Source organism: Sphingomonas sp. BK036 (genome assembly GCF_004216825.1).
Classification (GTDB): Bacteria; Pseudomonadota; Alphaproteobacteria; order Sphingomonadales; family Sphingomonadaceae; genus Sphingomonas.
The window spans coordinates 1-14,742 of record NZ_SGXR01000004.1 but is presented as its reverse complement, the minus strand read 5'-3'; the positions used below and the strand labels follow the sequence as shown (position 1 = coordinate 14,742).

The following is a 14,742-nucleotide window of genomic DNA, read 5'->3' as shown; positions in this document are numbered from 1 at the left end:
CGTCACCCGCAGCAGCGCTTGACCTTCTTGCCCGAACCGCAGCGACAGGGATCGTTGCGGCCGAGCTTCACCGGCGCAGAATCGGCCGAGGGCGCCGGATCGGTGGGCGTCGCGCGCGACCGTGCGGCGTAGAGCTGAAGAACGCCCTCGACGAGTTCGGTCGGTGCCCGATCCTCAAGCGCGTTGATCTCGACGCTGTCGAGCGGGCTTTCGTTACGCGCGATCGCGATCAGCATCGACAGCCGTGCGAGTCCCTCGGCGGCATCCGCATCGGCGCTTGCCGCCATCGCCGCCCAGCGTTCGGGCCGCAACGCCATCGCCTCGGCAAATCCGTCGATCCAGATCTCCCACAACACGTCGCCATTGCGCTCGTCATGGTCGAAGATCGGTCGCGGCTTGCCGCGGGCCAGATCGCGCGCGATCTCGTCGTGCCGCGCCATGACCGCATCGACGAACCACTGTACGTCGAGCGGATCCTCGAACGGCGCGATACCATCCTCGTCGAGGCCCCAGATGCTCTGCAACCACTCGCCCTGCGCAATCCCGTCGGGTCCGACGAGCAGCCCGGTGAGAAACCCGTCGAGCTCGGTCAGCAGCATCGGCTCCTCGAGCGGCAGATCGGCGAGCGCGTCGTCGAGGCGGCGGAGGCGGGACGGACGCTGTCTCATGACAGGACCCGCGGGCTGAGAGGCAGCATCACAGGCGCAAGCTCCGTTTGTCCATCTCGGCTGCGGCGATCGCCGTCAGCGGCCCGCGCGTGTCGCGGACGAAGATATCCGCCAGGTCGAGCAGGTCCTCGTCGTTCAGGGCGGTGATCGACGCCTTGATCTCCGCCAGGCAGGTGACCGCCTGGTCGCGCTCGATCGCGCGTCGCTTGATACGTGTCTTCAACATGGTCAGGCCGATAGCAGGAGGAGAGAAAGGCAGGTGCATGTTTTAGCGCGCGCGGGGTTCGAGGGTGTCAGCGCGACCGTCGCTTGGTCGGCTTGGCGGTGGCCGCGCGCTCTTCGGCGCCCAGCTTCTGCCAACGTTCGAACCGGACCTTTGTCAATTCGCCCGTCGCGATCGCGGCCTGGACCGCACAGCCCGGCTCGACCCCATGTGAACAGTCGGAGAACCGGCAGGCCTCAGCGGCCGAGGCGAAATCGTCGAAGATCTCCGCGATCCCGGTCGCCGCGTCGGCCAGCTGCAACTCGCGCATCCCCGGCGTGTCGAGGAGCCAGCCCCCCTGCGCCAGCCGATGCATCTCGCGGACCGTCGTCGTGTGGCGGCCGGTCGAATCGTTCGCGCGAATGGGCTGGGTCGCGATGCTGTCCGACCCGCGCAACGAGTTGACCAGCGTCGACTTGCCCACCCCGGACGAGCCGAGGAACGCGACGGTCTGGCCAGGCCCGCACCAGTCGGCAAGGCCGGTGACCGCGGCGGGATCACGCCCGTTGACGATCTCGACGCGCAACCCGGGCTCGATCGCGCGGGCCGCGGCGGCATAGGTCTCGGGCGTCTCGGCCAGGTCCGCCTTGGTCAGCACGACGACCGGGGTCACCCCGACGTCATGTGCCAGCACCAGATAACGTTCGAGCCGTGCGACGCTGAAATCCTCGTTGCACGACGCGACGAGGAACACCGTGTCGACGTTCGCGGCGATCATCTGCTCGCGACGCGGATCGCCCGGCGCGCGACGCTTGAACAGGTTCTTGCGGTGAAGCACGCGGACCGGCAGGCTCGTATAGGTGTCGATCAACACCCAGTCGCCGACGGTCGGGTGGTCGTCGGTCGGCTGCGCACCCGCGATATACGGCGTCACGATGTGGCGGGCCCCCGCCCCCGCGACCGCGATCTTGCCGCGGTGGACCGACATCACCCGCACCGGATGACAGTCGCGAGCATCCTCGTCCGACAGCTGGGCGCTGAAAAAGGCGTCCCAGCCAAGATCTTCCAATGTCTCGTCAGTCGGCATCATAGGGCGCAGCAGCATCTTTCTTCACGAGCGATCGGCAGTCATCAGGCGCGAACCCAGCCGATATGGGGATCCCGACCCAGTATGGCATGCCCCCGCCGGCGAAGCGACAGGCGCCGCCGGGTATCCGAACGGTCTGAAGCCACCCGCTCACTGATAATGCGCGACCTTGTCGAACCCGTCATTGGTCTTCGCCATCTTGATCAACCGCTTCACATAGCTTCGGACATGCCGGTCGAAGCGCGTATCGTTATAGACGCCGCGCCAGAGATACTCGTCACGGTCCAGCAGCGCGCGCAGCGCGGTCGACAACGCCTCCTGCGTATCGGGCGTCGTCCTGCCCTTGAGCATCAGCGCGCACACCATCTCCTCGGCGGTCGCCTTGTCGCAATCGTCCTGAAACTCGTATCCGCCGCGCTCCGCCACCACTTGATCCGCCCGGGCCGCGACGACGCGGCGTTCGAGCCATGTGCGGACGACCGCGGGATCCCAGGACTTGGCGGTTTTCTCGGGCACGTTCTACTCGCAGTCTGTCGCACGCGGCGAAGACGGTGATCGCTCGTGCCGGGCCACGCTCCTACCACCGCCACCCGCTCAGGTACACAAGAGCGAGGATCGGCGGGGCAACTGGCGCTGGTTGAGCCGTAGCGCCGAATGCCATAGTCCGGTCACGCCATCGCACCGCGTCCGCATCGTGCGGCGACGGTATCGAGGCATTTGGGGGAGGCCGATCCGATGATCCTGCTCGTACTCGCGGCACAGGCCGCCACGCTTGGCGCGACCAACTATAGCGTTGATGCACCGATGACCGTGCCGACGGGCACGCCGAGCTTTGCCGACGAATTCGAGGGCAAGGCGATTGACCAGAGTAAATGGCGCTTCGACACGTCGCGCAATGCCGAGGGCTGGGCCAACCACGAACGCCAATATTATGCGAAGGATCGCGCCGCCAACGCGCGGATCAAAGACGGCGCGCTGGTGATCGAGGCCCGGCGAGAGACGCTGTCGAAGGCGAAATTCCCGGACTGGGGTGGTCAGGCCTATACCGCCGCCAAGCTCGTCTCGCGCACCCCCTATGGCTATGGCTTTTACGAGGTCCGCGTGAAGCTGCCCTGCGGACGCGGCAGCTGGCCTGCGGTCTGGTTGCTGCCGTCGGGCGGCAAATGGCCCGACGAAGGCGAGATCGACATCATGGAGATGGTCGGCTGGGATGCGGGCACCGTCCATGCGACGCTCCACACCGCGGCGTTCAATCACACCAAAGGCACGCAACGCGGTGCGCAGACCCGGATCGCGACCGCCTGCACGGCCTATCACCGCTATCAGCTCGACTGGCGCGCGGACGCGATCACGATCGGCGTCGATGGTCGCGCGACCATGCGCGTCGCCAACGACCAGCCCGGCGGCAAGGCGGCCTGGCCGTTCACGCGCCCCTATGACCTGATCCTCAACCTCGCGGTCGGCGGCGACTGGGGCGGGCAGAAGGGCATCGACGACAAGGCGTTTCCGCAGCGGATGGCGGTCGATTACGTCCGGTACTGGCGACGCTGACGCGTCCGCTCAACGCCGGCCACGTGCGAACAGGATGATCAGCCCGCCGCACAGCGTCAGCGCGGCGAGCACGAGCATCACCGCGCGGAAATCGGTCGGCGTGGCGAGCGCCCAGGTCAGCAGCGGCCCGAGCAGGCCGGGCAACGTGTTGGTCAGATTGAGCAGGCCGAGATCGCGTCCGCGGTGGCGCGGGCTGGGCAACAGCTGCATCGCGAACGACGCGTGCAGCGCCAGGAACACTGACGCCCCCGCGGCATAGACGCAGAAGGCGATCGCGCCGACGGCAAAGCTGTCCGCCAGCGCCATCCCGACCAGCCCCGCGGCTGCGACGATCGTCGCGGCGAACAGGGCCGGCTTGGTGCGCCCAGAGCGGTCCGCGAGCCGCCCGACGAGCACTGCGATCGGCAGCGGCACCGTATAGGCGACGATCATCACCATCCCCATCCGCGCCGCGATGGTCGCCGGTGCCACTGCCGGCGCGACGCTTTCCAGGTAGTAGAACAGATAGACCATCAGCGCGCTGCCCGCGATCTGCACGAACAGCCGCCCCGTCCACGCCAGCGCGAGGTCCCGCCGCAGCACCGCAGGTGGCGGCCGGGTCGACCGCGCCTCCATCACCGGCTGCGTGCGCGTCAGGAGCAGGGGGATCGTGCAGACGGCGATCGCAAGCGCGACGATCCCCAGCCGCGCCATGTCGCCAAGCAGCGCGGTTGCCACGAGCGCGGCGGCGAGCGCCGAGGCAACCGGGCTCGCCATCGCCAGCAAGCCGCCGGCCACGCCCTTCTGCGCATCGGGCACTTCATCCGCCATGATCGCCAGCAACGGCGCGAGCAGCGCGTTCACCGCGACCTGGAACGCGACGACCGCCAGGACGAGCCCCATCGCCGACGTCGTCATCGCGATCGCGGCATAGGACAGCATCGTCGCAACCAGCCCCCCGCCGAGCCAGAGGCGACGCCCCCCACCACGCATCACCGCCCGGTCGCTGGCCCAGCCGAACACAATGTTGGACACGCTCGCGGCCAGCGCGCCCGCGACGACGATCGCGGTGAGCACGCCGAGCCGCCCTGCCCCGGCGACCGCATCGACCCTGATCGGCAGCAACAGCGTCAGCAGCGGCAGATAACCGACGACCCCGCCGACATAGGCCAGCGCGAAGACCAGCAGGAAGCCCGTCGACCGACGATCGGGCAGCGGCGCGGGGAAGGAAAAAGGACGCGCCATCCCGCAATCCCTAAGCCCGACGAACCGCTCGGAGCAACCGCCCTCCGGCATCACCCGCGCGAAACCGTCACCTGCTCCGGCCCCGCCCTGCCCCGGATGGCCAAGTGTTGCACCGCGGACACTGTTGAATCCATTTCGTGTGAACGTTCACAACGGTACCGCTACCTTTGTTGACACAGTGTGACGGACGGAGAATGTGAACGTTCACGGAGAAGGCGCAGATCATAGCGTCGTCGACAGGGGAGGACTATCATGCGTGGCTTCACAGCTCGCTCGCTTTCGCGTTTCGTCATCGGCACCTCGGCACTGGCGCTCGTCGGCCTGCCCGGCATCGCGATGGCGCAGGACGCCGCCGCCACGGTCGGCAATCCCGGCCCGTCGGACATCGCACCACAGGCCGCCCCAGCCGATCCGAACGAGACCACCGACGACATCGTCGTGACGGGTATCCGCGCATCGCTGCGCGAGGCGATCGACATCAAGCGCAACGGCCAGGGCGTGGTCGATGCGATCTCGTCCGAGGATATCGGCAAGTTCCCCGACACCAACCTCGCCGAATCGCTCCAGCGCATCACCGGCGTGTCGATCGACCGCTCGAACGGCGAAGGCTCGACCGTCACCGTCCGCGGCTTCGGTCCCGAATATAACCTCGTCACGCTGAACGGTCGCCAGATGCCGACCTCGACGCTCGGCGACGGCGCCAGCGCGCCCGCCTCGCGCTCGTTCGACTTCGCCAACCTCGCCTCCGAAGGCGTCGCCGCGGTCGAGGTCTACAAGACCGGCCGCGCCGCAGTCCCCTCGGGTGGTATCGGCTCGTCGATCAACATCCGCACCCCCCGCCCGCTCGACAAGCCGGGCACGCGCGGCAGCATCGCCGCCAAGGGCGTGCTCGACAGTTCGCGCAACGGCAAGGACCCGATCACGCCCGAAGTGTCGGGCATCCTGTCCACCACCTTTGCCGACGACCGGATCGGCATCCTGTTCAGCGGCGCGTACCAGCGTCGCAAGGCGAGCAACAACTCGGCCAGTGTCGGCTTCCGCGACGGCTTCCTCGGCGCGGAGAACAACTGGGGCACGCTCGCACAAACCGGTACGCCCGGCGGCGCGAACATCACCAATCGCCCCGGCCCGACCGACGTCTACGAGATCCCGCAGAGCGCGGCCTATGACGTCATCGACATCGACCGCGAGCGCATCAACGGCCAGCTGGTCCTCCAGGCGAAGCCGACCGACACGCTGACCGCGACGCTCGACTTCACCTATTCGAGCAACAAGGTCGAGGTGCGCGACAGCAGCGTCGGCATCTGGTTCAACTTCGGCGACACGCGCAGCGCGTGGACCAATGGTCCGGCCGCCGGCCCGCTCTTCTATTCGGAGAATTTCGCACCCGGCAAGGATCTGTCGTACAGCAGCTCGCTGACCGCGAACAAATCCGAGAACAAGTCGCTCGGCGGCAACCTGACCTGGGAAGCGCCGGGCAACGTCACGATGTCGCTCGACGCGCATCACTCGACCGCGGTGTCGAAGCCGACCAACGATTACGGCAGCAGCACGTCGATCGGCGGCGCGATCTTCGGCGTCCAGTCGCAGACGGTGAACTTCGAGAAGGACCTGCCGGTCATCTCGTACCAGATGTATCCGGGCATCGATCCGCTGAACGCATCCTTGATCACGCCGACCGGCAACGCGTTCCGCAACGCGTATTTCAAGGACGAGATCAACCAGCTCCAGCTCAAGGGCCATTACGACCACGACGGCGATTTCCTCAGCAGCATCGACTGGGGCTTCTCGTACGTCGACAACAAGGTCCGCTCGGCCTACGGGTTCATCCAGAACGAGACCTGGGGCGGCGTCGATCCGCGCGGCGCGTCGTTCGGCGCGGCGGCGGTCCCAGACGACTTCTTCAGCCTCACCAGCCTGCCGAACAAGTTCAACGGCGTCTCGGGTGCGAACGATCCCGCGCTGCCGAAGTCGATCTACACCTTCAACTTCGAGCAGATGGCCGAACTGCTGCGCTCGACATACAATATCTGCAGCGCACCGCAGACGGGGACGGCGGCGCCGGGCACCTGCCTTGCCAACTACACCAACGATCGCCGCATCCGCGAACGGACGATCTCGCCCTACATCCAGTTCAACACCAAGTTCACGGTGTTCGACATGGCGGCGCACATCATCGGCGGCGTCCGCTATGACGAGACGCAGGTAAACTCGTCGGCGCTGGTGCCGATCCCGAACGGCACGCGCTGGACCGGTGCGAACGAATTCGCGCTCACCTATGGCGCCAATTCGTTCACCTCGCTCAAGGGCAATTATCACAACTGGCTGCCCGCGGTCGATTTCGACATCGAACCGGTCCGCAACGTCAAGCTGCGCGCCTCGTACAGCCACACCATCACGCGTGCGGATTACGGCAGCCTGCAGGGCGGCCTGAACATCGATTCCAACCCGCGCATCGGCGGCGGCACGGGTAGCCAGGGCAACCCGAACCTCGTCCCCTTCAAGTCGAAGAACATCGATCTGTCGGCGGAATGGTATTACGGTCCCGAAAGCTACATCTCAGTCGGCTACTTCACGAAGGACGTGAAGAACTTCATCGGCACGACTCAGATCAACACGCCCGCATTCGACCTGCGCAACCCGGGCTCCGGTCCGCGTTATCGCCAGGCGGTGGCGGCACTGGGCACGACCGACAATCTGCGCGTCCGCGACTACATCCTGCGCAATTTCCCTGCCTCGTCGCAGGTCACGGGCACGAGCGACTCAGGCCTGCTGACCGGCAACATCTTCGGGCTGCCGCAGGACGATCTGTTCAACTTCCAGCTGAGCCAGCCGTTCAACAGCGACCAGACGGCGAACATCAACGGCTGGGAATTCGCGATCCAGCACCGGCTGTGGGAAACCGGGTTCGGCGTCATCTTGAACTACACGATCGTCAACGGCGACGCGAAGTACGACAATACGCTCGACCCCAATATCGGCCAGTTCGCGCTGACCGGGCTCAGCGACAGCGCCAACGCGGTCGCCTATTACGACAAGAACGGCATCCAGGCGCGTGTCGCGTATAACTGGCGTGGCGAGTTCTATAATGGCGGCGCGTTCGACCCGACCTATGTCGAGGCGTACGGCCAGGTCGATGCGAGCGCGAGCGCAGAGCTGAAAAAGGGGCTGGCGGTGTTCGTCGAGGCGATCAACCTCACCGGCCAGGGTCGTCGCGGGCATCGTCGCTCGGACAATTTCGTCACCTTCGCGCAGCCCGGCTATGCACGCTACTCGGCAGGCCTGCGCTTCACCTTCTGAGGCGGGCGATCTTCCCCCGCGAGGTGGAGGTGGCCTGCCCGCCACAAACCCGTCATCCTGACGAAAGTCAGGATCCAGAGCCACGAAGCGCCGTCTTCAACTACTCTGGATCCTGACCTGCGTCAGGATGACGGACGGTGGCTTTTCCCAAGCCGGCGGGGCACGGTCGGATCGCGCAGAGAAGGACACGAGCAGCAGACGATGGTCGAGAAGAACGGTGCCGGAAACGCTGCGTGCGCGGACCAGCCGATCACGACCATCGTGGTCGTCGGCGGCGGCACGGCGGGTTGGCTCGCGGCCTGCCTGATCGCCGCCCGCGCCGATCGCGGGGCGGAACAGCCGCTGTCCGTCACGCTCATCGAATCCCCCGACGTCGCGACGATCGGCGTCGGCGAGGGCACCTGGCCGACGATGCGCCGCACGCTCGAACGGATCGGCATCACCGAAACCGACTTCCTGCTCGCCTGCGAAGGCGCCTTCAAACAGGGCTCGCGGTTCGACGGGTGGCGGACCGGTGCGGCCGACGACAGCTATCTTCACCCGTTCACCGCGCCGGTCGATGGCGACCCGCGCGATATCGTCGCCGCCTGGGCCGAGCATGGCGGCCGGTTCGCGGACACGGTCGGCGCACAGGGCGCCATCTGCCACCGCGATCTCGCCCCCCGCCAGCGGGCTATGCCCGATTATGCCGGCACGCTGAATTACGCGTACCATCTCGATGCGGGCAAGCTCGCCACGATGCTGATGCGACACGCGACCGAGCGGTTCGGAGTTCGCCACATCCGCGACCATGTCGTCGGTATCGACGGCAAGGCGGACGGCGACATCGCCGCGGTACGGACCCGCGCGTCGGGCGCGATCGCGGGCGACCTGTTCCTCGACTGCACCGGTCACGCCGCGCTGTTGATCGAGGGGCATTACGGGATCGGCACGGTCGATCGCGGCGGCACGCTGTTCAACGACCGCGCGCTCGCGGTGCAGGTGCCGGTCGCCGCCGACAGCCCGATCGCCTCGCAGACCAACGCCACCGCGCACGGCTCCGGCTGGATCTGGGACATCGGCCTGCCGACACGGCGCGGCGTCGGCTGCGTCTATTCCTCCGCGCATCTCAGCGACGATGCCGCGGCCGACACGCTGACCCGCTATCTGCGCGCCACCGCCCCGGATGCCGCGCCGCCCTCGTTCCGCCAGCTCACGTTCCAGTCGCGCCACCGGGAGACATTCTGGCACCGCAACTGCCTCGCGGTCGGTCTGTCGGCGGGGTTCCTCGAACCGCTCGAAGCCTCCGCGATCGTCCTGATCGAGCTCTCGCTCGACGCGCTGCTCGACAATTTCCCCAGCCACCGCGGCGCAATGGACATCTACGCGATGCGCTTCAACGCGCTGTTCCGCTATCGCTGGGACCGGATCGTCGAGTTCCTCAAGCTGCATTACGTGCTGAGCGAACGCGACGAGCCCTATTGGCGCGATCATCGCGATGCCGCCTCGATCCCGCCGCGGTTAACCGAGTTGCTCCAGCTCTGGCGGCACCAGCCGCCCTCGCGCGCGGACTTCCCGATGGTCGACGAGATCTTCCCGGCGGCGAGCTATCAATACGTCCTGTACGGCATGGAATTCCCTGCGCCGACCCGCGGACCGATCCTCACGCCGGACCGCTCCCGCGCGCAGAGCTTGCTCGCGCAGGTCGAACAGCGCAGGCGTATGCTGGCCGCCGGCCTGCCGACCAACCGCGCCTATCTCGATGCCCTGCGGCACGCGAACGCCCCCGCCCCCGCCCCCGTCATGGAACCGATAGCCTGATGTCCGACCACGTAATCCTGACCGCCGACGACCACCGCGACCTGCGCATCCGGACGGAGCGCGGCGCCGACATGGGCGATGCGGTGATGACCTGCATCACCGTCCCCAGCGAGTTCCGACGCGTACAGACGCACTATCCGATCCTGTTCCAGCTCGATTCCGCGCGCGACAGTTTCAGCGCGCTGGCGATGTTCGGGTTCGAGCCGGGCGAGAACCTGTTCCTGACCGACGCCGGCTGGGACGCGCGCTATCGCCCGCTCGCGATCGACAGCCAGCCCTTCCTGGTCGGGCGCGGCGCAGGCGACGTCCGCCAGGTGCATATCGACATGGCAAGCCGACGGATCGGACTGCACGGCGAGGGCGTCCGCGTGTTCGACGAGACCGGCCGGCCGACGCCCTATCTCGAACGCGTCGCCGATCAGCTCCGCGCGCTCGACACCGACTATGTCGCGTCCGCCGATTTCTTCGCCGCCTTGCGCCGCTACGACCTGCTCGAACCGCTGACGATGGACGTGACGCTCGACGACGGGTCGAAGAACCGGTTGGTCGGCTATCACGTCATCGACGAGGACCGGCTCGCCGCACTCGATCCCGCGACGGTCGCCGACCTGCACACAGCCGGGCATCTGATGCCGATCTTCATGGCGCTCGCCTCGCTCGGCGCGATCGGCGATCTCGTCGCCCGCAAGAACCGGCGGGTGGCGCGTGGCTGAGACGGATGCCGGCATCTTCGCAGCGATGCCACGAATCCGCGAGCTGGTCGTCACTGACCCCGCGGATCTCGACGCACGGCTACGCGAGGCGACCACGCCGTTCATCGTGCGCGGACTGATCGCCGACTGGCCGATGGTCCGCGCCGGCCGGCAATCGCCGAGGGCGGCACGCGACTATATCCAGCGCCACGCACGCGACATGCTCTTCGCGGTGTCCGTCGCGATGCCCGACAGCGGCGGCCGGCTTTTCTACGACGCCGCGCACGCGATGAACTTCCAGATGCTCCGCGCGAAATTGCCCGAAATCTTCGCACGCATCGACGCGAACGAAGGCGCGCCCGATGCGCACGCCATCTATCTCGCCTCGATCGATCTGCACCAGTTCTTCACCGGGCTGCACGAGGCGAACTATGTCGGTCTCGGCGACCGCACCCCGCTAGCCAGTATCTGGATGGGCACGCGCACGCGGATCGCGGCGCATAACGACGTGCCCGACAATCTCGCCTGCGTCGCGGTCGGCCGGCGCCGGTTCACGGTCTTCCCGAGGGACCAGTTCCGCAACCTCTACCTCGGCCCGGTCGACAACACGCCCGCCGGCCGCGCGGTCAGCATGGTCGATTTCCACGATCCCGATTACGCCAAGCATCCGCGCTTTCGCGACGCATTGGAGCACGGCCAGATCGCCGAGCTGGAGGCGGGCGACGCGCTCTACATCCCGGCGATGTGGTGGCATCATGTCGAGGGACTGTCCGACTTCAATGTGCTCGTGAACTATTGGTGGCGCGAGACTCCGCGCTGGCTGGGTCAGCCTCAGGATGCGCTGAACCACGCGATGTTGGCGCTCCGCGACCTGCCCGACGACGAAAAGGCGCATTGGCGCGCGATGTTCGACCATTACGTCTTCGCCAACGGACCCGACGTCGTCGACCATATCCCCGAAGCCGCGCGCGGCGTGCTCGCACCGCTCACCGCCGACACCGCGGGCCGCCTCCGTGCCTTCCTCCTGAGAGCGCTCAGCCGATGACCGAACACCCCATTCGCCGCGTCGTAATTGCCGGCGGCGGCACCGCAGGCTGGATGGCGGCCGCGGCAATCGCGCGCACGATGGGCAGCACGATCGACCTCACGCTGGTCGAATCCGACGCGATCGGGACGGTCGGCGTGGGGGAATCAACGATCCCACCGATGATCACCTTCAACCGGTTGCTCGGAATCAACGAAGCCGAGTTCATGCGCGAGACGCAGGCAACGTTCAAACTCGGCATCCTGTTCGACGATTGGAAAGACCGCGGCGAGAGCTATTTCCATTCGTTCGGCATCACCGGCAAGGATCACTGGTCCGCCGGCTTCCAGCATTTCTGGCTCCACGGCCTGACCAAGGGGCACGAGCAGCCCTATGACGATTACTGCCTCGAGCTGCGTGCGGCGTTGCAGGGCAAGTTCGCGCATCTGCCCGACGACCGGATGAACTATGCGTATCAGCTCGATTCGACGCGCTACGCCCGGTTCCTGCGCAAGATGGCGGAGGCGGACGGCACGCGCCGCATCGAGGGCAAGATTGCGCAGGTCGAACTGAACGGCGAGAGCGGCGACATCGCCGCGCTGGTGCTCGAGTCCGGCGCACGGATCGAGGGCGACCTGTTCCTCGACTGCACCGGCTTCCGCGCGCTGCTGATCGAGGGCGCGCTGCACGCGGGCTTCGACGACTGGACGCATTATTTACCCTGCGATTCCGCGATCGCGATCCAGACTGAGAGTGTCCGCCCTGCTTTGCCCTATACGCGGGCGATGGCGCATGACGCGGGCTGGCAATGGCGCATCCCGCTCCAGCACCGCACCGGCAACGGGCTCGTCTATTGCAGCCGCTATCTCGACCGCGACGCCGCGCTCGACCGGCTGCTCGGCAATATCGAAGGCAAGACGCTCACCGAGCCCAACATGATCCGCTTCGTCACTGGCGCGCGGCGCCAGCAATGGCACCGCAACTGCATCGCGATCGGGCTGTCGGGCGGGTTCATGGAGCCGCTCGAATCGACCAGCATCCACCTGATCCAGCGCGCGGTGCTGCGACTGTTGCGGCTGTTCCCCGCGGGTGCGGTGTCCCCGCGCGATGTCGCCGAGTTCAATGACCAGCAGCATACCGACATGCTCCAGATCCGCGACTTCCTGATCCTGCATTACAAGGCGACCAACCGCCGCGACAGCGCGTTCTGGCGGCAATGCGCGACGATGCCGATCCCGGAGTCGCTCGAGCAGAAGATCGAGCTGTTCCGCGAGACCGGCCGCGTCTTCCGCAAGAACGAGGAGCTGTTCGCGGAGAATAGCTGGGTGCAGGTGATGCTCGGCCAGGGGATCGTCCCGCAAAGCTATCACCCGATCGCGACCAAGCTGCGCGACGAGGAGCTGGCGCGGTTGCTGGCGGGGCTGCGCGACGGCACCAACACGACCGTCGCCGGGCTGCCCGAGCATGCCGCGTACGTCGCGCGCTATTGCGGCGCGGCGCCCGCCCGCCCCTCCACCGTCGCTGCCTGAGCCGACACGGATGGCAAGACGACGTCAGGCGGTAACGATCAAGCATGTCGCGGCGGATGCGGGGGTATCGCTCCAGACCGTCAGCCGCGTGGTGAACAAGGATACCGGCGTCCGGCCCGAGATGATGAGCCGTGTCCAGGCATCGATCGACAAGCTCGGCTATGTCCCGTCGATCGCCGCGCAGCGCATGGGCGGATCGCGCTCCTACCTGATCCTTGCGCTCAACGACCGCGAGCGCACGATCGCCGACTGGCGTGCGCGGCAGGGCACCGACTGGTTCGACCAGATGATGCTGGGCGGCATGCTGACCTGCGCCGAACATGGCTATCGGCTAATCGTCGAGCTGGTCGACACGCATAGCGACCATATCGAGCGCGAGCTGCTCGCGGCGATCGCGGCGTTGCAACCCGATGGCGTGATCCTGACGCCACCGCATTCGGGCAACCCGCTGATCATCAACCTGCTCGCGGCGCACGGCATCAGCTTCGCGCGGATCGGCTCGCTCACCGAGGGACCCGGCATCCGGCTGATCATGGACGACGCGCGCGCCGCCCGGATTGCGACCGAACACCTCCTCGAGCTCGGTCACACACGGATCGGCTTCATCGCAGGGCCCGCAGAGTATGAACTGAGCGGATGGCGTGTCGATGGGTGGCACGGCGCCATGGAGGCGGCAGGCGTTTCGAATGCGGACCTCCTCGCCGTCGGCGACTTCAGTTATGCTTCGGGCCGTGCCGCGGCAGAGCAGCTGCTCGCGCTCCCGAGCCCTCCGACGGCAATCATCGCAAGCAACGATCAAATGACGTTGGCAACGCTCGAACTGGCGCGCACGCAGAACCTCACTGTCCCGGGCGACCTGTCGCTGATCAGCTTCGACGACACGCCGATCATCCGTCTGGCGCATCCGCCACTCACAGCGGTGGTACAGCCCATTGCGGAAGTGACGACTCAAGCGGTCAACCACATCATTGCTGATCTTGGCGCACACCCCACCTCGCCCACGCCCATCACCGTCCCCGCGCTGCTGTCGCTGCGCAGTTCGACCGCCCCGCCTGGTGAGATCTGAGGGCGGTAACCGAACCTGGTAGGGACTAGCGGAGTAACGATAGCGGAGCCGAACGTACGCAACGCCCCTTCGCCAATGTTTCGGGCGAGCGTTATGACCTGAAGCATAAACGACAACGCCGCCCGTGAGGGCGGCGTTGTCGTGGTATGAGGTTGGTTGCGGGGACAGGATTTGAACCTGTGACCTTCAGGTTATGAGCCTGACGAGCTACCGGGCTGCTCCACCCCGCGACATTCGCGTTAGCGAAGGGGTATGAGACAAGTGTGAATGGGTTTTGATATTCGTGTGTTTTGCATGTTGCACGGGCTTCAATGCCTGGCGACGACCTACTCTTCCATCGCTTGAGCGATAGTACCATTGGCGCAGTCGGGTTTCACGGCCGAGTTCGGAATGGGATCGGGTGGGACACCGACGCTATAGCCACCAGGCAATGGAGCCGGTGCGACATGCGCGTACGTGAATATCTGGGGTTTAAAATCGATACCGTGCAAGGTTGTAGTGGTGTTCGACCAATCCCTCGACGGCGAGGGGATTGGCAATCTGGCGTCGTGCTAATCATCTGCACTATCGTCTGACGTGCTGGGTTGCCCCAGTGTTGT

Annotated in this window: 12 protein-coding genes, 1 tRNA gene and 1 rRNA gene; 7 read left to right on the top strand and 7 right to left on the bottom strand. The window is 66.4% G+C overall.

Annotated elements, in window-relative coordinates:
- Nucleotides 1–2: 2 nt before the first annotated feature.
- The 4 genes from EV283_RS07155 to EV283_RS07140 all read right to left on the bottom strand — a co-directional run bounded on the left by EV283_RS07155 (nt 3) and on the right by EV283_RS07140 (nt 2,473).
- Nucleotides 3–668, bottom strand: a complete 666-nt coding sequence (locus EV283_RS07155; protein ID WP_130324052.1) for a UPF0149 family protein — start codon at nt 666–668, stop codon at nt 3–5.
- A gap of 28 nt (nt 669–696) precedes the next feature.
- On the bottom strand, nt 697–894 hold the full coding sequence (locus EV283_RS07150; protein WP_056420453.1) for a hypothetical protein: 198 nt from the start codon (nt 892–894) through the stop codon (nt 697–699).
- Nucleotides 895–961: 67 nt separating this feature from the next.
- Nucleotides 962–1,975: a ribosome small subunit-dependent GTPase A gene (gene rsgA / locus EV283_RS07145; protein ID WP_242615843.1), complete on the bottom strand. Its 1,014-nt coding sequence runs from the start codon at nt 1,973–1,975 to the stop codon at nt 962–964.
- A 132-nt stretch (nt 1,976–2,107) separates the two neighbouring features.
- Entirely contained in the window at nt 2,108–2,473 is a 366-nt protein-coding gene (locus EV283_RS07140) for a hypothetical protein (RefSeq protein ID WP_130324050.1), read from the bottom strand.
- A gap of 219 nt (nt 2,474–2,692) precedes the next feature.
- Between EV283_RS07140 and EV283_RS07135 the strand changes: the two genes are divergently transcribed.
- Complete coding sequence (locus EV283_RS07135; RefSeq protein WP_130324048.1) at nt 2,693–3,508, top strand: glycoside hydrolase family 16 protein; 816 nt, start codon at nt 2,693–2,695, stop codon at nt 3,506–3,508.
- 9 nt (nt 3,509–3,517) lie between these two features.
- On the opposite strand, the gene EV283_RS07130 is transcribed toward EV283_RS07135, so the two are convergent.
- Nucleotides 3,518–4,732, bottom strand: a complete 1,215-nt coding sequence (locus EV283_RS07130) for an MFS transporter (RefSeq protein WP_130324046.1) — start codon at nt 4,730–4,732, stop codon at nt 3,518–3,520.
- 252 nt (nt 4,733–4,984) lie between these two features.
- On the opposite strand from EV283_RS07130, the gene EV283_RS07125 reads away from it, so the two are divergent.
- The 6 genes from EV283_RS07125 (at nt 4,985) to EV283_RS07100 (ending at nt 14,143) form a co-directional block, all read left to right on the top strand.
- Nucleotides 4,985–8,032: a TonB-dependent receptor gene (locus EV283_RS07125; protein ID WP_130324044.1), complete on the top strand. Its 3,048-nt coding sequence runs from the start codon at nt 4,985–4,987 to the stop codon at nt 8,030–8,032.
- A 201-nt stretch (nt 8,033–8,233) separates the two neighbouring features.
- Nucleotides 8,234–9,832 carry a tryptophan halogenase family protein gene (locus tag EV283_RS07120; protein ID WP_130324042.1) on the top strand — a complete coding sequence of 533 codons (1,599 nt, stop codon included), beginning with the start codon at nt 8,234–8,236 and terminating at the stop codon, nt 9,830–9,832.
- Nucleotides 9,832–10,545 carry a SapC family protein gene (locus EV283_RS07115; RefSeq protein ID WP_130324040.1) on the top strand — a complete coding sequence of 238 codons (714 nt, stop codon included), beginning with the start codon at nt 9,832–9,834 and terminating at the stop codon, nt 10,543–10,545. Before EV283_RS07120 ends, EV283_RS07115 begins: the two co-directional genes overlap by 1 nt.
- Nucleotides 10,538–11,569, top strand: coding sequence for a cupin-like domain-containing protein (locus EV283_RS07110; RefSeq protein ID WP_130324038.1), 1,032 nt, complete (start codon nt 10,538–10,540; stop codon nt 11,567–11,569). Before EV283_RS07115 ends, EV283_RS07110 begins: the two co-directional genes overlap by 8 nt.
- On the top strand, nt 11,566–13,077 hold the full coding sequence (locus tag EV283_RS07105; protein WP_130324036.1) for a tryptophan halogenase family protein: 1,512 nt from the start codon (nt 11,566–11,568) through the stop codon (nt 13,075–13,077). Before EV283_RS07110 ends, EV283_RS07105 begins: the two co-directional genes overlap by 4 nt.
- 10 nt (nt 13,078–13,087) lie before the next feature.
- Nucleotides 13,088–14,143: a LacI family DNA-binding transcriptional regulator gene (locus tag EV283_RS07100; protein ID WP_130324034.1), complete on the top strand. Its 1,056-nt coding sequence runs from the start codon at nt 13,088–13,090 to the stop codon at nt 14,141–14,143.
- 153 nt (nt 14,144–14,296) lie between these two features.
- Here EV283_RS07100 and EV283_RS07095 read toward each other — a convergent pair.
- Nucleotides 14,297–14,373: transfer RNA gene (locus tag EV283_RS07095), tRNA-Met, on the bottom strand.
- A gap of 83 nt (nt 14,374–14,456) precedes the next feature.
- Nucleotides 14,457–14,571: ribosomal RNA gene (gene rrf, locus EV283_RS07090) — 5S ribosomal RNA — on the bottom strand.
- Between the last annotated feature and the right edge of the window lie 171 nt (nt 14,572–14,742).

Coding starts and splice junctions, on each gene's coding strand:
- EV283_RS07100 (WP_130324034.1), top strand. CDS start 13,088: ATGGCAAGACGACGTCAGGCGGTAACGATCAAGCATGTCGCGGCGGAT.
- EV283_RS07130 (WP_130324046.1), bottom strand. CDS start 4,732: ATGGCGCGTCCTTTTTCCTTCCCCGCGCCGCTGCCCGATCGTCGGTCG.
- rsgA (WP_242615843.1), bottom strand. CDS start 1,975: ATGCTGCTGCGCCCTATGATGCCGACTGACGAGACATTGGAAGATCTT.
- EV283_RS07125 (WP_130324044.1), top strand. CDS start 4,985: ATGCGTGGCTTCACAGCTCGCTCGCTTTCGCGTTTCGTCATCGGCACC.
- EV283_RS07115 (WP_130324040.1), top strand. CDS start 9,832: ATGTCCGACCACGTAATCCTGACCGCCGACGACCACCGCGACCTGCGC.
- EV283_RS07150 (WP_056420453.1), bottom strand. CDS start 894: ATGTTGAAGACACGTATCAAGCGACGCGCGATCGAGCGCGACCAGGCG.
- EV283_RS07135 (WP_130324048.1), top strand. CDS start 2,693: ATGATCCTGCTCGTACTCGCGGCACAGGCCGCCACGCTTGGCGCGACC.
- EV283_RS07155 (WP_130324052.1), bottom strand. CDS start 668: ATGAGACAGCGTCCGTCCCGCCTCCGCCGCCTCGACGACGCGCTCGCC.
- EV283_RS07105 (WP_130324036.1), top strand. CDS start 11,566: ATGACCGAACACCCCATTCGCCGCGTCGTAATTGCCGGCGGCGGCACC.
- EV283_RS07120 (WP_130324042.1), top strand. CDS start 8,234: ATGGTCGAGAAGAACGGTGCCGGAAACGCTGCGTGCGCGGACCAGCCG.